This window comes from Tolypothrix campylonemoides VB511288_2 (assembly GCF_045999855.1).
GTDB classification, from domain to species: Bacteria; Cyanobacteriota; Cyanobacteriia; order Cyanobacteriales; family Nostocaceae; genus Scytonema; species Scytonema bouteillei_A.
The window spans coordinates 84,842-109,160 of record NZ_JBFPMW010000009.1 but is presented as its reverse complement, the minus strand read 5'-3'; the positions used below and the strand labels follow the sequence as shown (position 1 = coordinate 109,160).

16 protein-coding genes are annotated in these 24,319 nt (G+C 41.4%); 12 read left to right on the top strand and 4 right to left on the bottom strand.

Annotation, left to right across the window (positions count from 1 at the left end):
• Positions 1-4 precede the first annotated feature (4 nt).
• Complete coding sequence (locus AB0756_RS24990; protein WP_237265967.1) at positions 5-715, bottom strand: response regulator transcription factor; 711 nt, start codon at positions 713-715, stop codon at positions 5-7.
• Between the two features lie 659 nt (positions 716-1,374).
• Here AB0756_RS24990 and AB0756_RS24985 point away from each other — a divergent pair.
• Both AB0756_RS24985 and AB0756_RS24980 read left to right on the top strand, forming a co-directional pair.
• Complete coding sequence (locus tag AB0756_RS24985) at positions 1,375-3,006, top strand: tetratricopeptide repeat protein (protein WP_336604390.1); 1,632 nt, start codon at positions 1,375-1,377, stop codon at positions 3,004-3,006.
• Positions 3,007-3,679: 673 nt separating this feature from the next.
• Complete coding sequence (locus AB0756_RS24980) at positions 3,680-5,443, top strand: WD40 repeat domain-containing protein (RefSeq protein WP_038081718.1); 1,764 nt, start codon at positions 3,680-3,682, stop codon at positions 5,441-5,443.
• A 50-nt stretch (positions 5,444-5,493) separates the two neighbouring features.
• On the opposite strand, the gene AB0756_RS24975 is transcribed toward AB0756_RS24980, so the two are convergent.
• Complete coding sequence (locus AB0756_RS24975) at positions 5,494-5,721, bottom strand: hypothetical protein (RefSeq protein WP_038081716.1); 228 nt, start codon at positions 5,719-5,721, stop codon at positions 5,494-5,496.
• Positions 5,722-6,035: 314 nt separating this feature from the next.
• Here AB0756_RS24975 and AB0756_RS24970 point away from each other — a divergent pair, with 314 nt between their 5' ends.
• Both AB0756_RS24970 and AB0756_RS24965 read left to right on the top strand, forming a co-directional pair.
• Positions 6,036-6,158, top strand: a complete 123-nt coding sequence (locus AB0756_RS24970; RefSeq protein WP_408019912.1) for a hypothetical protein — start codon at positions 6,036-6,038, stop codon at positions 6,156-6,158.
• Complete coding sequence (locus AB0756_RS24965; RefSeq protein ID WP_050046685.1) at positions 6,155-7,282, top strand: ParB/RepB/Spo0J family partition protein; 1,128 nt, start codon at positions 6,155-6,157, stop codon at positions 7,280-7,282. Before AB0756_RS24970 ends, AB0756_RS24965 begins: the two co-directional genes overlap by 4 nt.
• A gap of 334 nt (positions 7,283-7,616) precedes the next feature.
• Here AB0756_RS24965 and AB0756_RS24960 read toward each other — a convergent pair whose 3' ends face one another.
• Together AB0756_RS24960 and ftsH are read right to left on the bottom strand one after the other, a co-directional pair.
• Positions 7,617-11,147 (bottom strand): two-partner secretion domain-containing protein, encoded by a 3,531-nt coding sequence (locus AB0756_RS24960; protein ID WP_050046686.1) that lies wholly within the window; start codon positions 11,145-11,147, stop codon positions 7,617-7,619.
• Between the two features lie 517 nt (positions 11,148-11,664).
• Positions 11,665-13,602: an ATP-dependent zinc metalloprotease FtsH gene (gene ftsH, locus AB0756_RS24955; RefSeq protein WP_038081711.1), complete on the bottom strand. Its 1,938-nt coding sequence runs from the start codon at positions 13,600-13,602 to the stop codon at positions 11,665-11,667.
• 113 nt (positions 13,603-13,715) lie between these two features.
• Here ftsH and AB0756_RS24950 point away from each other — a divergent pair, with 113 nt between their 5' ends.
• From AB0756_RS24950 to AB0756_RS24915, 8 genes are all read left to right on the top strand, one after another.
• Complete coding sequence (locus AB0756_RS24950) at positions 13,716-13,898, top strand: hypothetical protein (RefSeq protein ID WP_038081735.1); 183 nt, start codon at positions 13,716-13,718, stop codon at positions 13,896-13,898.
• A gap of 129 nt (positions 13,899-14,027) precedes the next feature.
• Positions 14,028-15,152, top strand: a complete 1,125-nt coding sequence (locus AB0756_RS24945; protein ID WP_038081734.1) for an AI-2E family transporter — start codon at positions 14,028-14,030, stop codon at positions 15,150-15,152.
• 114 nt (positions 15,153-15,266) lie between these two features.
• Complete coding sequence (locus AB0756_RS24940; RefSeq protein ID WP_038081709.1) at positions 15,267-15,860, top strand: cytochrome b; 594 nt, start codon at positions 15,267-15,269, stop codon at positions 15,858-15,860.
• A gap of 313 nt (positions 15,861-16,173) precedes the next feature.
• A complete protein-coding gene (locus tag AB0756_RS24935; protein WP_082051932.1) occupies positions 16,174-17,505 on the top strand; it encodes an APC family permease in 1,332 nt (443 codons plus the stop codon).
• Between the two features lie 18 nt (positions 17,506-17,523).
• The gene (locus AB0756_RS24930) at positions 17,524-18,210 is read left to right on the top strand and encodes an SAM-dependent methyltransferase (protein ID WP_050046688.1); all 687 of its coding nucleotides are present in this window, start codon (positions 17,524-17,526) and stop codon (positions 18,208-18,210) included.
• 74 nt (positions 18,211-18,284) lie between these two features.
• On the top strand, positions 18,285-19,625 hold the full coding sequence (locus tag AB0756_RS24925) for an efflux RND transporter periplasmic adaptor subunit (RefSeq protein ID WP_038081706.1): 1,341 nt from the start codon (positions 18,285-18,287) through the stop codon (positions 19,623-19,625).
• A 3-nt stretch (positions 19,626-19,628) separates the two neighbouring features.
• On the top strand, positions 19,629-22,883 hold the full coding sequence (locus tag AB0756_RS24920) for an efflux RND transporter permease subunit (protein ID WP_038081705.1): 3,255 nt from the start codon (positions 19,629-19,631) through the stop codon (positions 22,881-22,883).
• A gap of 289 nt (positions 22,884-23,172) precedes the next feature.
• Positions 23,173-24,198 carry a hypothetical protein gene (locus AB0756_RS24915; RefSeq protein ID WP_038081703.1) on the top strand — a complete coding sequence of 342 codons (1,026 nt, stop codon included), beginning with the start codon at positions 23,173-23,175 and terminating at the stop codon, positions 24,196-24,198.
• Positions 24,199-24,319: the final 121 nt, after the last annotated feature.

Sequence of the window (24,319 nt, the reverse complement as noted above, 5' to 3'; positions counted from 1 at the left end):
TAACCTAATCAATCAAACCTTCTTCTCTAGCCCTAATTTCAGTTTCAATTCTGATATTCTTGCCATCTTTCTTGCAGTCTTCAGGGTAAACACCCAAAACGTCTTGGACTTTAGTCCAGTAATTGCGTACCGTGCGTTCAGCCACAACCATCCTGTCTGCGATCGCTTTATCTGTTAATCCTTCTTCAAAAGCCAACCTCAAAAGCTCTAACCACTCCGGTTTAACTTCTATTCTTCTTCCTAAATCTCGTGTATGAGTTCCTCCCTCAATAGCAAGGTGTATTCGAGTTAACATTTCCTGTTCGGAAAGCCCTTTATCAGAGACTGTAAACCCTCCTTGATGATTATCTATATCGTGTCTGATTCGTGCTAAAGCCTTAACGTAACTGCTTTGCACCATAAGATTAAGATTGGGATAGTTTTTCATTAAGTTTTGTAAAAGTTGCAAACCCGTATCAATTTGGGCTGTCATCCCTGGTTTTTCCGGAATCGAAAGGTCTACAACAACCAGATCGGGCTGAGAGTTTAATAATTGGTTAACAGCATCTTGTGCAGTTTTAGCTGTGAGGAATTCAGCCGTTGGGTACTGTTGGCGCAACACATCAAGGGTGCCACCTAAAATTAACTGGTGGTCATCAATGACAAGAAGTTTTAACGTTGCTCGCTGTGGTAAATCTTGGCTCATCATCAAATCTTTGAAGTTTATTGTCATCATTTTCTTTTGCATACTCTTGATTGCGGCAGTAAATGCAGTACGATTACTCATAATATCTGTAACTGAGCCTTCACTTAACTCATGAATTGTTAAGATGTTCTAGCTGAAGACCGCTAACCGTTAGTAGATAGTGGATAGCGATTTAATGCGGACAGCAGCAACGGTTTAGTTACTAATTAGTAGCAACTAACTACTAGCAGCTTTCTTGCAATACGTGCTTCTGATTGTAATGAAGGAATAAATAGCAGTCCAGGCAGAAAACTGCACACTTGACTTTGAAGAAATTAAGAATGCGGCTCGGGAAACTTAGGTCAAGGGGAAGCATCCCAATGGGTGCAAAAATACCAGGATTGATATCTGGTAGGATTTTACACAAATTTACACGATCGGGGAACACAAAGGAGAGAAGGGAGAGAGGGTATCGATCTCGCCCTTTTTTATTAGTGTTGCTATAGTAGCGATTGACACGTAACTTTCAGTAGTATAGCGGGTGCTAGTATATGCATAAAGACGACCGAAACCGGATTAAACACTTTACTACCCTCAAGTCTAAATACCAAGCAACTCAATATCAAGATTTATCCCCTACCAGTCTTCTGTATCTTATACTGAGAAAAGTTGACTTAGGAATTAAACTCAATACATTAGAGCTTGAATGGTTGAAAGAGCAAAAACTAGAATTTATATGTAAAGAACAAGAAAATAAATTAAAAGATTTTGTCAAATTAGAAGTAGAATTTTCACAATTAAAGTCCAAGTACAAAGCTACAAATCATGATACTCCTTGGCAATCTAGTCCCCTGTATTTCATTCTTTGGAAAATGGAATCAGGACAATCTCTTACTTCTGAAGAAGTTCATTGGCTAAGTTCAAATAGTCTATTTCGGACGAATGCGATCGCTCAGGACATTGAGCGATTTGCTCAACTTAAGTCTAAGTATAAAGCCACTCAATATCAAGGTTCCTATTCTGATAGTATCCTGTATAAAATACTGAAAAAGTTAGATTTATCAGAACGTTTAACTGAGGTCGAATACAATTTTCTCCTAAATAACCAACTCTTGGATACTGCCAAAATTTTTGAACAACAAGAGTCAGAAAGAAAGGATAAATTTGCCTACTTAATAGATAAATATCAAGCAAAAAGTATCGATAATTTATCATTAGTAAGTCCATTATATTCCCTACTACAAAAAATTGATGAAAACAATAACTTAAGTGAATCAGAGGTTCGCTGGCTGGAACAGCAAGGGCTTCACGAAACAATTGCTATGGCTCAAGAATTAGAAAAAGCACGAGAATTTGCTGCCTTAAAAGTTAAGTATCAAGCTACAGGATATGACGATTGCTCTCCTAAGAGCCACCTGTATAAAGTTCTCAAAAGGCTTGAGTTAGACAGTAAGTTAAGCGAACAAGATCTTAACTTTCTGAGGAATCGAAAACTGACTGAAACGATCGCGATTGCAAATCAACAATACGCTTGTGTTCTGAAGTCTAAAATAAAATCGGGAGAAATTCTAAATGAAGTAGAAATTGAATGGCTGAAAAACAATCGCTATGAAGATATTATTAATATTTTTCAAAAACATCATTTTACCATTCTCAAGAAAAAGTATGGTTTAATAGATTTGGTCAATAAATTAACATTACATCCATTCTATCATATTTTACTAAAACTGGAGAGAAACGAGAGATTAGACCCCATACTATTTTTCCAACTTGTAGAACAAGATTTATTATCTCGTGATGGAAAAGTTGCTCTAAAATATTACACCATTGAAGCAGAGTTTTATGTACAAGAATTTCAGCACACGGGAAATAAATGGCATATTCCAACTGCCAGTAGTTATTGGCGTAAAGCAAACGAACCAGAGCAAGCTTTACAATTAACTGACTTAGACTTAAACCACGTAAAAGACAATACTCTCAAATCAGCAATTTTAGTAACTAGAGGTGCAGCATTCAGAGATATCGGCAAATTAGATGCTGCTGAAAGTTGCGCGAGAAAAGCTATGAAATATCATGCGCTCAGTTATCAGCCTTACACGTTAATGGGAGCTATTGCCTATGACAAAGGTGATTATCCGAATGGAGATTCTTGGTTTAAAGAAGCAATCCAACGTGGTGCTAAAACTGAAGATATCGATGATGAAATCAAGCGAGTGGTTAAGAATACAAAAGATGAAGAAAAAAGACATACTGCAGCAGCATACTTACTCAAAAAAAATAGCGAACGGTACGCTTGGGCGAAAGCTTATCTCAAAAAATCGAAAGATAAAGATAAGGGCTGATGAAGTTGCATAGAATTTAACTAAATGTGGAAATAAGAGCGTACAGTGAAGCGTTTTTTGCAAAACGTGTTGCAAGCGATCGCTCCTTATGGTCAAGATTCAGTAAGAGACTCTTGACCGGGTCATGGGTCACTGGTTTTTTGATGTCCCGAATGTGGTACTCTCGTCACAAACAGCTCTCCATAAATAATTTCGTAACGATTGCCGTTATCAGGTCATAGCTCCAAGCCTGTTGTTGTCCAATGTACTCGTCCGTCCATCAGTGGTTTGGTTTATAAGGGTTTCCTTTATCAAGGAATACTGTTATTTTCATCATCTATCTGCTAAAAACTCATTTAGGGGAAAATTCCCCATCCCTAGCCCCTAACCCCTCACCTTGAATTTTGAAAACATAGTTTTAGGCAAAAATGCTTCTTGAGAAACAGTATATTGTTCTCTGAGTTGCTAGAATTAACAACCATTACATTCTTATGAGGAGGCAAAACCCATCACCGTAGCACATAGCAGTCGGTTTCAAATAACAAAACATTTGGTATCTACACATACAAATGATTGTGTTAAATTAACTACTGGAATTACTGAATTTTTGACGAACCACAGTTGATACACTAACTTAGCGATTGCCCTGCCATAACATAACGTAGGTATGCAACACTGCCCCCCAGCAATTCAAATGGACTGGATTAGCTTGCTCAAGTCCCAACAAGCTGATTTCCTTCAAAGAGTAAAAAAACCTAAAACTTACGACTTGTCTTTGTTAGAAAGTCAAGTCAAAGGGTGCCACAGCGAGATTATGGCTTTTTGGGGCGAATCATTGGCAAAACTGCTGGAAATTGCTCGCCAACAAGCAGAAATTGTTGCCAAAAATCCCCCTGCTACACCGCCTGAATATCCCGAGCCTCCTGATTGGGCAATCCCTTTTCCACAATACTTTCAGCAACAAGCAGAAGATTACCTTCTTCGAGAGCAAATTGTAGACCGCGTGATAAGCGATCGCTTGGGGAAACAAATTAAAAAAGTACCTCAAGATGTTGTCAAAAATATGGTTTTGGACGATGAAGGCAATTTACGTGGAGAAAGTAAATTTCATTACATACTTGCCAGCAACCCCAAAGTCAGTATTCAAGTTCATGCTGCTGATGGAGAAAGCTTTAATGGTATAAAAAAAGACAAAATAAGATGGTCTATCACCCAAGAGGATTTAAAAAATCACAAAGTCCTGCTTTTCCTGTGCTTATTTTATCCTTTTACAGGTAAACGAGGCTACGAAAAACAAGCAGTCATCGCAGGTTTTCTGCCAACGGAACACATTGAGTTGAGCGAGCCAAAGCTTCATATCACTCCAAGTCATTTACTATACGCTGGGGGATTGGGTTGGTATTTAGAATCTTTATCTACTAAAAAAGACACAAGACAAATATTAGACGACTTTGCCATAGCGGAAACTACACAAACACTTCCGCCCGAGCATACTCTAAAAAGTATAATTGGAGACTGGGAATGCTGGCAGACCCTAAAGGGGCATATTCGGGGAATTAATTGTCTTGCTTTTAGCTACAGGGGTCATAAAGGTGATGCTTTACCTATAGTAGCCAGTGGTAGCCGTGGAGAGACCAAGCTGTGGGATTTAACCAGAGGTGAATTAGTAGGGACTTTATCAGAATATCCTTGGACTGTTTCCGGTTTAGTAGATGAAGTGAATGCTCTGGCTTTCAGTCCGGACGGACAAATTTTGGTCAGTGGGGGTGCAGACTCTACTATCAAAATTTGGCACGTAGGCGCACAAGACTTAATAGATATTATGCACAAGCATAATGGAATGGTACGCTGCGTTGCCTTTACTCCTGATGGGCAGACATTAGCAACAGGGGGAGACGATCGCAAAATTATGTTTTGGGATTTGACAGAACGTCAGGTGACGACTGCTCTCTCTTTAGATGATACTGCAGCCCATTCCCTAGTTCTCAGTTCTGACGGCAAAACACTCATCACCGGTAGCTACCGCAAAATCAAAGTGTGGCGGATCTCCCGTCAAAGGGGTGGAGTCCCAACTTTTGACTCAGAGTTAGTACACTCGCTGACAGGTCACGCTCACATCGTTCGTGCTTTGGCAACAAGTGCAGATGGCAAAATTTTAGTCAGTGGCAGTCGCGATAAAACGATTAAAATTTGGCATTTAGAAACTGGAGAATTACTGCGGACTCTGAAAGGACATAGAGATGGCGTGTATGCGATCGCACTCAGTCCTGACGGAGACATTATCGCCAGTGGCAGTGCCGATAAAACCATCAAGTTGTGGCATCTAGAAACAGGTGAATTACTGGGTACTTTTGCAGGTCATACACACACTGTCACAGCAGTTGCATTCACAAGTTCTGGAGAACTTTTAGTCAGTGGGAGTTTAGATAAAACGATTAAAATCTGGCAGAGGAGTTAGGGATTTCTAAGTAGGGGGTGAGGGGTTAGGAAAGAATGATTTTCCTAGCCTCATGCAGAAACCTTCAGCTGTCCCCTGCCCAATTTTTCCAAAAACTCTGATACACTGGAGCAGCCAGCTTCTTTGATTATTGGCTGTAGCCCTTCCCACCCTTCTTCAGTAACACTTAGATTTCGTTTTAATTTTTTTGCACCAAAAGCTTTGGGTCTACCTTCGTGGTAAATGAGATTAGCTTTGCTGTTAGGATGTTCTCCTGGTGCGTACTTTTCCCCTGCCATGCTTGGTCTTGTTTCCTTAATAATATCAACTTTCTATTTATATTATCTGTTATACAATTGACTTTTCTATTTTGCACTCCTATAATAGATACGCCGATCGAACAACAGTAGTGAAAATTCCATACACTGCACTTTTTATCCTGTGAGGCTCCTAACGGGCTAGCTAAATCAATAATCTCATAACGCTGTCCTCCCTAACAAGGCGAGTGCATCGTGACATTGCGAAAAAAACGAGCTTGTCAATTCTGATGAATCTGACGAAAAACCCCGACCAATAACAAGGACGGGGCGGTAGTTTTTTACGATTTATAACCATGATGACACATAGAGCAAAAACAAAGTTTGACTTTTTGCCAAACCACCAGGGGCTTGAAGCTAATAAAAAAGCTCAAGCCAGACTCGCACGAAGACACGATCGCTTTGAGGTGAACTCATGAACAGAGTATTGGACACCTCAATCAACTTGCTATTGACAACTGGTGAAAATCAAGAAATCTTGCCTCAGTATTTAGCACTTGATGAAATTCGACGCGATGGTGGAACTCAGCCAAGAGCAGCTATCAACTGGCAACATGTCAAACTGCTAGAAGAACAAATAGAAGACAGACAACAATTAGAGCCGATCGTCGTTTTCTATGACGGCGAATTCTATTGGTTAGCCGATGGTTTCCATCGGTGGCATGCCCATCACAATCTGGATTCTGACGCGATCGCTTGCACGATTTACCAAGGCTCAAGGCGTGACGCAGTTTTGTACTCAGTCGGAGCCAATGCCGACCATAAACCTGCTCTCCCTCGTTCCAGAGAAGACAAGAGACGGGCAATTCTCACACTGCTGAACGATCCTGAGTGGAGTCAATGGAGCGATCGGGAGATCGCTCGAAGGTGTTTTGTGGGCAATCAAATGGTCAGTCACCTCCGAAAATCTATCTGTGTGAATCACACAGATACAAAACTTAACAAAGAAAGAAAAGTACAGCGAGGAAAGCAAACATACACTGTTAATACCGCTAACATTGGTAAAACAGACTCTACTCACACAGATACTCACTGTAGAACAGTTATGAACAATGGTCCTCTGTTTGCCGAGCAGTCTCTGAAAATCACACAGTTATCTCATTCAACTGGTGTCATTGAAGAATTAGAGAACGATGTTCGCTCTGGAATTCATTTCAAACACAATTATGACCTCCACATAGCCCATCATCTTCAGTTAGTAGAGGGTGCGTTAGTTAAGATTGTTGCTCCCCATCGCACTCAAATCCACAATCGATTGGGAAAGATTTGTGCTGTTAGCGATCGCACAGTTGATATTTGGGTGCGAGACGTAGATATTATGATTATGTACAGGTACACTTTAAAGCACCAGCAGGTTGAGATTGTACCTATGGAGACAGAACCCCAGCTAGTACAAGTGTACAAGCGCTTGCAAAAGCTGAGAAAGTGTAACTTAGATCCATTTGAACGCGAAATACTTCTCCTATTAGAGCGCCCGGTTGTGTTTACTCCAGTTGAATTGGAGTATCTTTCCCTTATAGAAAAACGTTATATGACAGTGTAATGTTTGGAAAGCGAGTTGATTAAAATGAATAGCGATCGCCTTTGTCAATGAGCGATCGCTATTAAGCATCAAATGACAACCTTTGGAAAACGCCGATAAAATAGTATAGATCTGCGTTGGGGGTGCGATTCAAACACTTAAACCAACAGAGTTTGCATCAAAGGCTTATCCTCAGATATCCTCCCACTCCGCAACCATTCACCCAACTCAGCAGGTGCTTTTGGGATTACATCCTTAAAAGGATTGCTAAACGCTTGATAATAGGAATTTATGTCCACTTAGTTTTTTAGGTTCTTGCCACCTATTCTCAATTATTTATATGCCAGCTTTCACATCAACGACATTCGCGACTCATCACCAAATTCCCATTAGTTAATCGATACACCCCTTGTGGTTCTATAATTGGGTCGCCTTTTTTCCACGAATTAACTGCACTGCTATTCGTGACACTCTGCACATCGCCTGTGGGATAATTAGAAGCCATAGCTTCACCAGGACGATTTGGTAAACCACCAGTCCCCGTAATAGTAAAACTGCCTTCTTGTTTGGAACTGCGAGCAATGCAACTGTTAGCAATTAAGGTGTTAGTATCAATGGGATTGGTTTGTAATTCTGTGAGACCATTTTGGATAAAGCTAATATCAGGCACACCAATAATATTTCCTGCAATTGCACCACTGGCGTTAATATCAGAGCGTCCATTATTATTGAGGGATTGCAAGCTATTTCTATCAGATGCTAGTTGTATAGGTTTATAGAGAGAATCATTAAACACAGCACGAGTGTTAAATGCAATATTGCCACCTTGCCCTTCTGGTGCAAAAGCAAGAATGTCGCTATCTTCTAAAGTAATGATTGTATCGGCAGTGAGGAAAATATTACCACCTTTACCGTTACCACTGGACAACTCAGTGCGGATATCGCTGTCATTTCGCAAAGTTATTCTTCTCGCAGTGATATCAATATTACCACCACCAGATTCTTTAGCATTAGCACTGATAGTCCCGTTATTAGCAATGTAATTTTCTCTAAGTTTAATGTTGATATTACCTGCATCGCCCAGCCCCTGACTGCGTGCAGAAATCTGCGCTTCTTCAGTGAGATTCAAATTATTTGCAGTGAGAAAAATTTCCCCACCATTACCGCTAGAGTTGGGAGTTGTGCCTGTAAGTAAACCCGCAACAAAGCCCGTCTTTGAGTTGATCCCAGAAATAGTGATATCATTGGCAGTATTGATAGTGATATTACCAGCTTTACCACTGCCAGTAGTTAATGAAGAAACTATTCCACCAGTGAAAGCTTCAAATAAGCGAGCATTAATAGTCATATTACCTCCGTTGCTGGAGTTTTCAGTATCTGCTCTGACAAGCCCGCCATTTTCTAAACGAAAAAGACCTGTATTGATAATAATATCTCCACCCTGACCAGTTGCTCCTACTCTGGTTGCCGTACTTATTGTTGCAGCCCTACCTGTGTCGGTATCCGATCCGGAAACAATCACTGCATCAGCGGCGTCAATACGAATAGTTCCAGCCTTACCTTTTCCACCCATTAAAAGTTCTGGGAATTTAATAACTTCTGAACTAATTACACCCTGGTTACTTACATTCAGTTTTCTTGTTTGAATATCAAGATTTCCTGCATTTCCCTGTCCCGCAGTGGAAGATGATATACTTCCGTTTTCCACAGTTACGGCATCATTACTGAAAATAGAAATATTTCCTCCATTACCTATACCAATCTTACCAGAGACAATATCTCCTTTCTTAATAAAAACACTATCATTAGTAAAAATTAAGATATTACCTGCATTTCCCTGACCAAGATTAGCTGATAAAATCTGCCCTCCTTGGAGATATAAACGGTTAGTATTAATATTTAGATTACCATTTTTACTGACAAAAGATGTGTCATCGTTGTTTATCAGAGTGGATGATATAGTACTCAGATAATTACCAGAGCTATATAATTGAATTGATTCAGAAGCATCAATTTTTATATTACCAGTATTACCACCTAAATTATTACTAAAGCCCGTATTAATTGTACCACCATCTCTCACAATCAAATTTTTAGTGCTTAATGTGATATCTCCAGAACTCCTACTACTCCCGATACGTGTGATAAAACCGGTACCTTGATCCGCAAGTGCCATTGGGTCTTGAGCATCTATTTTTATTAACTCACTAGCTTTAACATTAATATTACCCCTACGTTTGGTGCTTACTCCGGGATTCAAATTATTAGACTCGGTTCTTACAAATCCACTATTGGTTAAAATAATTTTTGCGGTATCAATGTTAATATTACCTGCGTTAGCAACTTTACCAGACGATTCTGAACCGGAAATTATGCGAGATTTATCTATATTGACATTTTGGCTGACAATGTTGATATCTCCTGCATTACCAGTATCCAGATTTTCAGTAAAAATAAGAGAATTATTATTGAGAGCTAAGGAATTGCTAATAATTGATATATTTCCTGTGGGATAGTCTATATTGTTAAATGTTGCTATTCTTGCTTTATCTTGTAAAGTAACTGCATTGAAGGCTTTGATAGTAATATCTCCTCCAACATTGCCCCGATCGACACTACCTGCTAATATACTTGCACCATCTGCCAGGAAAAGATTTGTTGCTTGAATGTTAATATTACTGCTTTTGATGATATTTATTAATCCTGAGTTATTTTGTACCAAATCTCCAAGGTAGCTATAGATTACACTAGATTTGCCATCAATATCTTTACCAAATAGTGAAATTGTATCTTTTATTAGTAAATTAATACTTCCTGGATTACTGGGATTACTAGCTATATCAATTTTACTACCTTGAATATTCAAAGATTGAGCAGTAATATTAATACTAGGAGCATTTGTAAGCGTGAAAGCAAAATTTCTAATCGTACTATCTTTAACTATATTCACACTGCCAATGGCATTAATATAAATATTACCTGTTTGAGTTTCTGAACTTAGTTGTTCGGGATTTGTCAAGGTTATTAAACCACTAAAGTTAATTAGATTAAAATTATTTGCATTAACTACAATATCTCGTGTATCTCTATCTCCAAATCCATATATAACAGATCCATTTTGCAATGAAATATCTGGCTTCTTAGTATCTTGAGGGAAACTTAAAGCTAATTTATTACCATCAACTGTGAGTCCTATAGTTCCCGGTGCATTTAATCCACCAATCTCTACACGCCCACCTAAAAGAGTTCCACCGTCCGTTAAGATATTCCCCGTAGATTGTTGTGTAGGCGCAATATTACCCCCCAGCAGTATTAAATTTTTATTTTCAGGGACTTCTAAATAACCACGATGTTCAATTGAGTTTGTACGTTGATTTGCAATTTGATTAAATAAGAAGGCTGTCGGATTTACACTGAGTAATTTGTTTTGAGGTGTAACGGCTGAATTTCGAGAAAATTCAGCACCACCAGGGAATTGAATAGCGTTGGCTGTAGTGGCTACAAATGAACCAGTGACATCTAGTTGAGCATTTTTACCAAAAAAAATACCATTGGGATTTATTAAATATAAATTAGGTTCAGATGCTGCGCTCGTACCAAGTACACCTAAAACTTCCGAGGGATTATTACCACTTACCCGTGCGAAAATATTTTGAATATTGGGGTTAGGAACGTAAAAATATGCTCCTCTACCTGCTCTGACATTAAATTCTTGAAAACTGTGGAATAGATTAATTCCACGAGTCGCACCTCCAGTAATTATTTCAGATGGTAATTCACCATATCTAAAGTTAAATATAATTTGAGAAGATTCATTGCCTAAAGTATTATCTGGCACAATATAACTTTGAGCAAGGGTTTTGTGGCTCAATATAGCCAATACCATACTTCCCAGAAACCCAGCCAATACCGCGTGCAAGTATCTGGTCGATATGCATCTATTATTCATGTTATTTTATCAAAGATTTATTAGAGCTAAATAATAGCTTTTTTTGATATTTAAGTAAATACACTAAATAATATAATTTCAATATTTATTGTTGTTAAATTTTATGTAAAAAGTCTAAGTGAATACAGATACGGTCTTGCTTTTATGTCCTCGTTTCTTGGTTATAGAAAATATAGTTAAGTGGGCTGCTACTTCTTGTTACAAATTGAGGTAGCAACCCACTAATTGAAGAGAAAGGAGAAAAAATTCTGAAGGGGCGATAAAAGGGCTAAGATGCAGATAAAATAAGCTTCATAGCTCTTAGACCTCGTTGATTAATACCGCATATAAAATAAAAAGCGATCGCAATCCGACTTGGCAATCGCTTTCAAATACAAAATTACAAACTTCAAAAAACGCAGATGAAACAGAAAACTATCTGCGTCCGTCTGCGTCGGGGGTGCGCTTAAAAAACCTAAACCAACAGCGTTTGCATCAAAGGCTTATCCTCAGATATTTTCCCACTCCGCAACCATTCACCTAACTCAGCAGGTACTTTTGCCAGAGCAAGACGTTCCCGCAATGTGCTACCTTCGAGAATTTCTTTTTGCAATAATTCCTGTGCTGTTTGCTCCAATAGCTCCCGATTTTCATGCAGAATAGTCAAAGCAATATGGTGGGCATTATCCACAATTTGCTTCACCTCACGGTCAATTTCTTCCGCGACTTTTGGGCTAATGGAACGACGCGGGTTACCGTAACCTTCCAGAAACTGTTGTTGAATCTTCTCAAACGCCACAGGACCCAAACGATCGCTCATCCCATACAAAGTGACATAACGTTCAGCCAAGTCAGTCGCCTTTTGAATGTCATCACTTGCACCAGTTGACACCTTACCAAAAACAGTTTCTTCAGCAGAGCGTCCACCCAACAGGGTTGCAATGCGACCTCGAATTTCATCTTCTATCATCAAGAAGCGATCTTCTTCCGGCATCTGGATTGTATAACCCAACGCTCCTACACCGCGAGGCACAACAGAGATTTTCTCAACTTTACCAGAACCGGGCATTAAAGCACCGATAATGGCATGACCCACTTCATGATACGCAACTGTTTTCTTCTCTGTTTCATTCAACACGCGAGAGCGTTTTTCCAAACCAGCGACAACACGCTCAATCGCTTCATTAAAGTCAGCCATTATCACCGCCTGTCGATTTTGGCGTGCAGCCAGGAGCGCAGCCTCATTGACAAGATTCGCTAAATCTGCACCAGCAAATCCTGGTGTTTTAATAGCGATGTTCCCCAAATCCACATCTTCAGACAACTTGACATTTCTGGCATGAACTTTAAGAATCGCTTCTCGACCAATTTTGTCAGGGCGATCGACAACAACCTGACGGTCAAAACGACCCGGACGGCGCAATGCTGCATCGAGAACTTCAGGACGGTTGGTGGCAGCAATGATAATAACACCCGTGTTGGCATCAAAACCATCCATTTCAGTAAGTAGCTGGTTGAGGGTTTGTTCCCGCTCATCGTTACCACCACTGAAAGGACTAGCACCGCCGCGAGACTTACCCAGTGCATCTAATTCATCAATAAAGACAATACACGGAGCTTGTTGCTTGGCTTGCTCAAAGAGATCGCGCACTCGTGCAGCACCCACACCAACAAAGAGTTCGATAAACTCAGAGCCAGAAATGCTAAAGAAAGGTACAGCAGCTTCACCAGCAATGGCTTTTGCTAGGAGTGTTTTACCCGTTCCTGGAGGTCCTACAAGCAAAACACCTTTGGGAATTTTGGCTCCCAATCGAGTGTATTTATCGGCATTTTTGAGAAAATCAACAATTTCTTCTAATTCAGCTTTAGCTTCATCAACACCAGCAACATCAATAAATTTTACACCAGTGCTGCCTTCCGAATAAATCCGAGCTTTGCTTTTACCTACTGTAAGCGCTGCGGGACCACCTCCCTGACGATTGAGTAGAAAGCCCCAAATCCCAAAGAAAATTAACGGTGGCGCAACCCAACTGAGGAGAGTTCCAATCCAACCATTTTGGTTGGGTGGTGGTGCAGCAAACTCTACATGATTGTCACGAAGAATTTTTGGTAAGTCCAAGTCGATCGCAATTGGTGTTGTACCAAGTACCTGTTGAACTGGTTTCCCATCCGAGTCTTGAGTTTTAAGTACATACTCAATGCTCTCATTACCCACAATTGCGCGATCGACCTTACCTGCTTGTACCTGGGTGATAAAGTCGCTGTAGGGTACCTGTGGTAACCTAGGACCAAAAAAGTTGGGAACAATAAAGTTAAGTAATAAAAGAAGAGTCAAAAGAATCAACAAGCTACCACCAAATTGACGTATCCTTGGTGGTTTGATTTGACGTTTTTTATTAGTTTCTACTGGCATTCTTATATTGTTCCTACTAACCATTAACCATTATTGTAAAGACAGGGTGCTCGGCTCCTATTTAGTATCTTCACGACAAAATCAATACAAATTGCCGTACTTGTGCCATGATTATGCAAAATCAGCTTGGATTTGTGTTTAAGGTATTCTTCTTCTCTGCCTTGCTCTCTGTTTTGATTAAGTACGCTCCTGGAAGTCCGCTCATTCCAGCAACAGTGACCAATGCTTTGATTATCGTTTTCTTGCCATCGGTCATCATGGCGGGTCTTTTACTCTGGAAGCAAAAACAAAATTAGCTTATCAACCTGAAAGCACAGAACTTGCTAGAATCAGCTAGCTTGTTTGCAAGCTGTCAGCAAAAAGCTGATAATTGGAAAACTAACTGCTTCAAGGTACCGCAGCTCGTGAGGAGCCAGGAGTCAGGCGTGAATTTAGGTCAGTGGATTGGCTTACTTGCCATCGTTCTTGCTTTGTATATTTTATGGCAAATTCGGGAAGCTCTGTTACTGATATTTGCTGCAGTTGTATTGGCAACTACCTTAAATCGTTTGGCTCGACGATTCCAACAGTTAGGGCTCAAACGCGGAATCTCTGTACTGCTTTCTGTTGGTGTCTTTATCGCTCTAGTCATCAGCTTTTTCTGGCTGATTGTGCCACCATTTGCCGACCAATTTCAAGAACTGACAAAACAAGTTCCCAGAGGATTGGAGCTTTTTAATACCTGGTTGGATCAATTGAGAGATCGCCTTCCCCAACAACTGACTCAGTATATACCTGACATTAATACCTTAATTAAAGAAGCACAGCCCATAATTAACCGTGTGGTAGGAAGTTCCTTCGCTTTTGTCTCAGGTTCTTTGGAAGTTGTACTGAAGATTTTGCTGGTTTTAGTTTTAACAGGGATGTTTTTATCCGATCCTTTGGCTTACCGCAAAGTTTTTGTCAGGGTGTTTCCTTCTTTTTATCGACGGCGCGTTGATGGAATTTTAGATCAATGTGAAGTCTCTCTAGAGGGATGGGTTACGGGTGCTTTCATTGCCATGAGTGTCGTAGGGCTGATGAGTGTGATTGGCTTATCAATATTTCGCGTGCGATCGGCTCTTGCGTTGGGTATTTTAGCAGGATTTTTAAATTTAATCCCCAATCTCGGTCCAACTCTAAGTGTTGTGCCAGCAATGGCGATCGCTCTGCTAGATGCTCCGTGGAAAGTCCTTGCCGTTTTCATCCTTTATTTTATCATTCAGCAAGTAGAAAGTAACTTTATCACGCCTGTTGTCATGGCGCATCAAGTGTCGCTACTACCAGCGATCACTTTAATATCCCAGTTGTTTTTCGTCACATTTTTTGGCTTTCTGGGCTTGTTTTTGGCACTCCCCCTAACTGTTGTTGCTAAAATATGGGTGCAAGAAGTCCTGATTAAAGACGTTTTGGATCGATGGGGCAAAGATTCCATTAGAGAAACTGAATTTGTTATGGTTTCTGGGAAGCCAGAAGAGGAAGCACCTGAAGAAAACCCAGTCGATGGAGAAGATCGAACAATCAACCAATAATTTGTAAAGGAATTCTAAAAAAGTGTTCATAAAAGTTTCATAGCTCGTTCATGCAGCGCGAACATACTAAGAAATGTAACGCACAACTGCATACAAGCAATAATCTCCGAATTTATGAGCACGCTACAGCCAGCCAAAAAAAATATAGCTCCATCTAGAGTCAACTCTGCGTTTAAACAACTGATGTCTTTGCATTGGGTCATGGCAAGTAGCTATTTAGTGCTATTTGTCACTGGTTCGTTTATGGCAAGATTACCGAGAGAACTGTTGTTCCGAAATTCTCTCTACGATTTTCATAAATCTATTGCAGTTCTAACGATGGCATTGTTGACTTTACGAATATTTATTCTGCTGCGGGTTTGGTGGAACAAGTACACAAAGCGCCCCCCAAAGTTCAGCAAACAATGGTTGAAAACAGTCTCCCTCCACACCAGCCTTTATATTTTTATGTGGGCGGTTCCCGTAACTGGTTTTTTTCTTTCTAACTCATACAAAAATAATAATGTCAAATTTTTTGGTTTCGTGTTACCAGACTTGTTCCCACAAAATTCCGAACTTGTCAGTTTAGGAAGAAGTTCGCATTTTTGGGTTGCTTACACATTTTTAGCATTTATCCTTTTACATACTGCGAGCCAGTGGAAAGTTGTGAGAGCGAACTGTCGCAGGTTTTTGAACTTTTTGAAAAATCAACAAGCGATTGGGGATTGAGGATTGGGGACTGGGGGAGAAGGGGTAGTAGTACCTTTTGTCTCCGGTCCTATTACCCAACCGAAGTATAATTTAAATATAAATTTTTTTTCACAAAACTTTCACTACAAATTCATATAGCTTAACCATACTTAAGCAATTACGAGCGACCTTTATACACCAAGGTAAAGAAAAATGAATATTGGTTGTTCTTACGCTAAACTCTAACCCCTAACCTCTATCCAGATAGATTGCAAACGAGTCCCATTGCAACCTAAGCTTTAAAGATGTTTTTTCCTGGCTAACGACGGGAAATATCCAGGTTATGGATTTTATGGTAACAAAAGTATCAGCGCCAAAACCTACACTCTCAACCATTGATGCGATCGCCTTGATTGTAGGTATGGTTGTAGGTGCAGGCATCTTTCAAACCCCAGCCTTAGTGGCGGGAAATACAGCAAATACAGGAGTTGCACTGTTCGTGTGGTTACTTGGTGGGGCGATGTCCTTCATAGGTGCGCTTTGCTACGCGGAATTGACAACAGCCTATCCCCATGTTGGTGGAACATATCATTACTTGTTGCGTGCTTTTGGTAAAATTCCCGCGTTTCTTTTTGCTTGGGCAAGAATGACTGTTATCCAAACAGGTTCCATTGTTCTCATGGCGTTTGTATTTGGAGATTATGCTTCACAATTGCTCCGTTTGGGAGAATACTCTTCAGCAATTTACGCCGCCGGGGTAGTCCTTTGTCTTACAGGTTTAAACGTTCTTGGGGTGCAGCAAGGCAAGCGGGCGCAAAACTGGCTCACAATAGCAAAAGTTTTGGGCTTGCTACTTGTTGTCATTTTTGGTACTGCTTTCGCTCAGCCTGTAGAAGTGAGTAATCCAACAGCTGCACCTCCCCAAACGCAATTAGGGTTGGCAATGGTCTTTGTACTCCTGACCTATGGTGGGTGGAATGAAGCAGCCTACATTTCAGCAGAAGTACGCCAAGGCAAACGCAACATGGTACGGGTGCTACTGGGCAGTATTGCTCTCATCACAGCGATCTACGTATTGATTAATTTCGCATATCTACATGGTTTGGGATTGACAGGCTTGGCAGGATCGGAAGCACCTGCAGCTGATTTGATGCGTCGCGCTGTAGGAGAAAATGGCGCAAGGTTTGTGAGTGTTATCGTTGCTGTCTCAGCTTTAGGTGCTGCCAATGCAACTATTTTTACTGGGGCACGGACTAACTATGCCTTAGGACAGGACTTTTCCATATTTGGCTTTATGGGAAGGTGGCAGGAGCGCGGAAGTACCCCAATTAATGCTTTATTAGTTCAAGGGGCAATTTCTGTAGGGCTAGTCATACTTGGTGCTGTAACGCGCAAAGGATTTGCAACAATGGTAGACTATACAGCTCCAGTGTTTTGGTTCTTTTTTCTGCTGTCTGGAATTGCACTGCTTGTCCTGCGTTCTCGAGAACCAAATGTACCCCGTCCGTTTCGCGTACCAGCTTATCCCTTAATACCGTTGCTATTTTGCATCATTTGTGGTTATCTACTTTACTCAAGCGTAACTTACGCAGGTATTGGAGGCAGCATTGGAGTCGTAGTCCTATTAACGGGTATTCCTTTGCTGTTTTTTAACCGCAAACGTTCTACTTCCACAAACTTGTAAGTGAATGGAGAAAGTATTATGCGCTCAGCTTTGCTGCTGTCTTTTGGACAATCGCGATCGTTCTTCAAAGTCTTCTTAACAACCGTTAGTGTCAGCAGCCTGTTACTAGCTAGTTGTAGCCCGCAATCCGTTAGTTCTCAAGAAAAAAGCGAAACCTCTTCTTCTGCTATTGAAGTTCAGCAGTCCTCTCCCACAACTGAAACAGCACAAAAGCAACCTGATGTGGTCTATGTACCGACACCACCAGAAGTCGTAGATAAAATGCTGGAAGTCGCCAAGGTAACTAAAAATGACGTTCTGTATGACCTTGGCAGTGGTGATGGACGAATTCCCATTACCGCCGCCAAAAAATTTGGCACCAGAGGCATTGGTATAGATATTGACCCAGAACGGATCAAAGAGGCTAACGAGAACGCGAAAAAGGCAGGAGTCACCGACAAAGTAACGTTCCGCCAACAAGACCTTTTTACCACTGACTTTAGTGAAGCAACAGTGGTAACTCTTTACTTGTTACCCGAACTGAATGTTAAGTTAAGACCTCAGTTGTTTAAGCAACTCAAACCCGGTACGCGAATTGTATCTCATGCCTTCGATATGGGTGACTGGAAACCAGAGAAGACATTGCAAGTAGACGGTAGAACCGTTTACTTCTGGACAATTCCAGCTAAAAGCACAACTAACCCCCAAGAAAATCCTAGCAGTTAGCGGTTAGTTGTTAGTGGTTAGTTGCTCTACTAACCACTAACAACTAACCACCAACCACTAACTACTCACAAATTATGAAAACTTTTGAACCTGAAGTTACTACTACAGATAATAAACCAGACACTCCCGGACAACCAGACCCAAAGTCTGCTCGTCCTAAAAAAAACTGGCTTTGGATAGTGCTAGTACTTTCATTCACAACATCTGGTATTGCGCTTTGGCGAGTGTTCTCTCCGCCAACTGTTGCACCCAAACCAACAGCTAAAACACCACCGCCCCGTCCCGTAGAGGTTGTACAACTCTCTCCAGGGACTGGAACAAGACGCATTCAGCTTTTAGGTCAAGTAGAATCTACCCAACAAGCAACTATTAGAGCACAGACAAGCGGTGTGATTCGACAAGTTTTGGTGCAACCTGGCGATCGCGTCACTCCCGGAATGACTGTGGCTATATTAGATGATACCGACCAGCGCTTGGCAATTTCACAAGCACAAGCACAGCTAGCACAACAGCGCAGCAATCTAGCAAGACTGGAAGTAGGGACTCGTCCTGAGATTGTTGCTCAGCGTCAAGCAGCCTTAAGTTCTGCTGTAGCACGGGAAAAAGAAGCACAAGATAACTTACAACGTTCCACCGACCTCGTGCAACAAGGAGCTCTTGCTAAAAGATTGTTAGTAGAAGCTCAAGCCGCATTGGATAATGCAAAGGGCGAACGGCTAGCCGCAGAAGCAACTTTAGCAGAAGCAAAAGCAGGTCCCACCCGTGAAGAAATTGACGCGCAACGCGCTAACGTAGCCGCCGCCACTGCAGCTGTCAATCAGGCTCGACTTGCCTTGCAAAGAACCCGTATTCAAGCACTCTCAGGAGGCGTCGTACAACAAAGATTGGTGAGTTCTGGCGATTTAGTACAGAGTGGCGGTCAAATTGTCAGCTTGGTAGCAGGAGATAGACTTGATATCTTCTTAGAATTGCCAGAAGAACTTAGTGGTAGAGTGACGCCAGGAAATACGGTAGAACTATCAACTCGGGCTTTACCTCAATGGCGGGGTCGCGCTCGGATAACAGGAGTCGTTCCCGCAGCCGATACAGCATCAAGACGCCAGCGGGTGAGAGTACGGTTGAACAATCCGCCTTCTGGCTTGTTACCGGGAATGGCAGTGACAGGAAATTTAGAATTACCAGCAAATACACCGAGCTTTGTTGTCTCTCGCGATGCCATAACACGGCGACAAAACCAGTGGCTTGTTTTTACAGTTGCTAATGGTAAAGCCAAGCAGTATGGGGTGGAACTGGTGACTGACATGGGAGAAAAAGTTGCGATTTCTCATCCACAACTGAGAGCCGGACAACCCATTGTGTTAAAAGGTGGGGATGGTCTGAGTGATGGTGCAGCTGTAAAGGTTATGGAGCGATAAAAGATGAACTTCATAGAAACTGCTGTTCGGTGGCGTCACGGTACTTTTGTACTCTTTTGTCTGCTGGCGCTTTTTGGCGTGCTTTCGCTGTTAAATTTACCTTTAGAATTACAACCGGGAGGCGATCGCCCGGAAATTACCATCACTACCTCATACCCCGGTGCAGCCCCCTCAGAAGTAGAAGACCTCATTACCCGACCTATTGAGGAACGGATGGAGGAAGTTTTGGGGGTACAGGAAATTACAAGTAGTTCTCGTGCGGGAACTAGCAGCATCACTTTAGAGTTCACATGGAACAGTGATGTTAACGAGCGCCTTGTGGATGTTATCAACAAATTGCAGCAAGTACAAGACCTTCCAGAAGAAGCCAATGAATCAGATGTGGAGCTCGTAGGGGGTAACAATTCACCAATGATGTGGGTTGCTCTGACTCCCAAACCCGGTTTCAGAAGCGACCCCGATCGTTATCGCGACCTTGTAGAAGAGACTATAGTACCTCGACTGCGGCGAGTTGAAGGGGTAGGACAGTTTAATATTCCCGGAGGAAGAGAGCGGGAAGTTGAGGTCAGAGTTGATCCTAAAGCCCTTGCCGATCGCAATCTCACTATTGGTGATGTTGTTCGAGTTTTGCGAGAGAACAACAGAGATATCCGAGGCGGTCCCTTAGTTCTCGGTAGGCGAGAATATCGAGTTCGTACCGTGAGCCGTTCCCAGCGACTCGAGCAAATCGAGGGATTTATCCTGCGAAGAGACAATTCAGGTACGATCTACTTGCGAGATGTCGCACAAGTACAGATGGGTCGCAAGCCCCTAGAGAGCGCCCTGATATTTAACAACAATTCTACAGTTGCCATGGGCATTATCCGGCGAGTAGGAGCAAACGTGCCGGAAGTTTCTAAGGGAATTCGAGCAACACTAGCAGAATTGGAACAGCAATTTGACCGTGCTGGTGAAGGGATTCGTTTTGTCTACAACTACGATGAGAACGAATATATCAATCAATCGGTTGCTCTAGTACAGGGTAACTTGGTGAGCGGTGCATTGCTAGCAACAATAGTTCTCGTTCTGTTTCTCGGTTCCATGCGAACAGTTGCAGTGATTGCGCTGACCATTCCTACCACACTGGTGACAGTATTTATTGTGATGGCAATGTTGGGGCGATCGCTCAACATTATTAGTTTAGCTGGGTTAGCGTTTGCTGTGGGGATGGTGGTAGATAATGCCATTGTTGTCATTGAGAACGTCTTCACTCACATGCAACGGGGCAAAACCCCCATGAAAGCTGCTATTGAAGGAACGCAGGAAGTTTGGGGTGCAATGCTGGGTTCTACTCTCACAAACGTGGTGGTGTTCTTTCCCCTAGTGTTAGTTCAAGGCGAAGCCGGACAATTGTTTGCTGACATGGCGATCGCTCTTTCCTGTTCTTCTTTGTTCTCCCTTTTTGCAGCCCTAACTCTTGTACCCATGCTCTCTGGATTGTTCCTCAAACAGTCAGAAGCCATGCAAATGCTACAGGATGACAGTTCGCTCTTAACCGATCGGCGATCGCAGTCAACGCTCAACAATCAACGGTCAAACCGCAACTTTTTTGCCAAAATTGAATATGCTGTATTTTACACATCAGCTATCTTTCGCCTCCTACAAGGCAAATTAGAATCTTTCTTAACATCTACTGTAAGTTGGTCATTAGGGCGGAGAAGATTGGGAAGAAGGCTGTTTGTTTTATCGATTCCAATTGCTCTATTGGTAACAAGTATTTTCCTACTACCACCTGCTGACTATTTGCCTGAAGGAAACCGCAACTTAGTGTTTTGGATAGCAGAACCGCTCCCCGGTACAAGTGTTGAAGAAGCCATTCGCATCTCAGAACCAGCAAGAAATTTTCTCAGAGCACAACCAGAAGTTCAGAACGTCTTATTTATTGAGCGTCCCGGAAGACGAGGAATTGCTGCAACTTTAAAACCAGAATTTGCCACAAGCAGTGGATTGGCTGAAATGGTAGAGCGCATGAGGTCTCAAAGTAATAGCTTTGTAGGCTATCGCTTCTTGATTCCAACTCGGTTCTCCATCTTTCAAGATCCGGGAAAGGAGTTTGAAATCCAAATTGTTGGTTCCGATCTCGAACAATTGAGCGAGTTGGAAAAACAAGTTACAACAAAATTGCGAGATTATACAGGGGTTCGTAATGTCCGTACCAACTTTGTTGCTGGATCTGCGGAGCTTCAAGTTGTTCCCAATCGAGAAAGATTATCTGAGGTAGGTTTATCTGAAGCTGAAGTTGGAACAATGGTAGAAGCTGCATTGGGCGGTCGTATTGCTTCAGATTTTATTGATGGTAAAGAAGAGCTAGATGTATCGGTAGAGTTAAAGAATACTTTTGTGCAGACACCAGAACAACTGCGCCAACTCCCCATTTATACAACTCGCGGTCAACAAGTACAGCTGAGTGATGTTGCACAAGTGAATGAGACAACAGGGTTTGACGTGATTAACCATGTGGACTTAGAGCGTTCCATTACCCTAACGGTATCCCTTGCACCAGATGCACCTCTTGGCGCTTTAGTAGAGAGAACCAATAATGAAATATTAGAACCCATACGAGCTAGTTTACCTGGTGGGTATCGTATAGAACTTGCTGGTTCTGCTGATAGATTGGCAGAAACAGTTTCTCAGTTAGCAGCTGCTTTTGTACTTTCGTTATTGATTACGTACCTGTTGTTGGTAGCACTGTATCGCTCTTTCCTTTACCCAGTTGTCATTATGGCAACCATACCCATGGGGATGAGCGGTGCATTGTTGAGTTTGGTCGTTGCCAATCGCATTCCCGGTTTGATTGTACCTCTGGATATGATTACAGCACTGGGCTTTATTATTCTTACGGGTGTCGTCGTGAACAACGCGATTTTGCTGGTAGACAGGGCATTGCAGTTGCAGCAAGACGAGGGGCAAGATTACGATGCTTCTTTGTACAATGCGACACGCGATCGCCTGCGAGCTATCTTCATGTCAGCAGGAACCAGCGTGCTAGGTATGTTACCCCTAGCAGTCGTACCAGGTCAAGGTGCAGAACTGTATCAAGGGTTGGGCGTTGTTCTCACAGGTGGTTTGGCGTTCTCCACTATTCTCACACCAACAGTAGTTCCCGCCCTTATGGGATTGTTGCGCGATCTCTCAGGGCGCAAACCATCATCCCCAAGTTCGGGTCAACAATTGAGAGAATCTGTAGTTGCTAGCAACAACAGCAAGGTTGGTGTTTAGCAGATTTTGCGTTTCAAAATAAACGATTTTCAAGAAATAAATTATCTTGTGATTGTAGTGCGGGCGTCCTCGTCCGCCATTAGTGTTAAATTAAGGTAAAAACCTATTTGTCAACCAGAGTTGATAGGGGAAACAAAGAGTAAAAATGAACTGGTTTCCCAATTTTTCCGGTTATAGGGAACAATGCACATAAATAAAAAAGTTCATTATTTTGGGTCACTCAGCGAGAGATTTGAGTAAAATTATTTATTGATAAAAATAAATTCATTTTAATTTGTTACTGGCACTTATGTATTACTTAGTGTTATTTATTGATTATCGTCCTTTTCTTGTTGAGAAAATAAATAAATTTATCAATACAATATCTTCTGATGTTTTTATCTGCAATGAGCAAGGAGAAAGTCACTTAAACTCAGTAGACTATATACCATCTCATCAAGGTCAATCTTACTCTCACCCTTGGTATATTCATGGCGATCGCTTAGTTCAGCAAAATTCACATTCATCCTTTAATTTACCTATTTTAAGGTGCGGTAGTCCGAAGTATAAAATATCTTTTAACGAAATTGATGAATTCCTAGATTTTCTCTCAACTAATTATTCCTGGTCTATTTTCCCTTTTGCTGGACCAAGAAGATTTTTATCTTTTGGCTTTATATCGCGAGAACAAACTCTTCGTGACTATTTTCTGAATTTAACACCTAATGTATGGGATGTAGAAAGTAAATTTGGAACTCTCTTATCCAGTCATTTATTAATTGCCAGTTATGAGGTAGATAGTAAATTTAGTTTATCAGCAAAAGCTATACTATTTGGTGGTTACTATGAACCTGCCGAACGTCTGTGGAACGTATGCGAGTGCAACATCACTCCACCTTGGCTAATTACTGACTTATTGTATGATGATACATTCTTAACGATAGGGCGAGAATCAGTGGAATATAAATTTATTCAGCAACTAGCTATTCCTCCTGGTAACGATCGACCATTAGGTGTTTATCAGCCACTTAATCAATATTCTTTTGAATCAATGTGTCTGCTATCTTTTAGAGAACCAGATACGTTAGTTTTTGTACCTCAAGGCACAGATTTAGAAAAATTGCAAAGTTTGCTTGTAAAAACTGAAGGATGTAATAGCTATTCTGACTTAATATATCTTCATGATATTCTTTTAACTACTCAATGGTTTTATGGCTTGGATCGAGATAGAGTAGATTACGGACATTCAATATTTGTTGCTCAAGATAATACTCTGCTGCAAAAATTTAATTCACTTAATTGGGATGATGATTATTATCTACTTGCCTGTTTTTAAATTTTAGTAGAATGGATCGGCAGCCGGTCTAAGAACAATTTCCACAATCCAGCGAAACATATCCATCACCCAAGGCATAAATTCTTCTCCTCGGTATCCTCTGTCCATCCAAATAGTATTT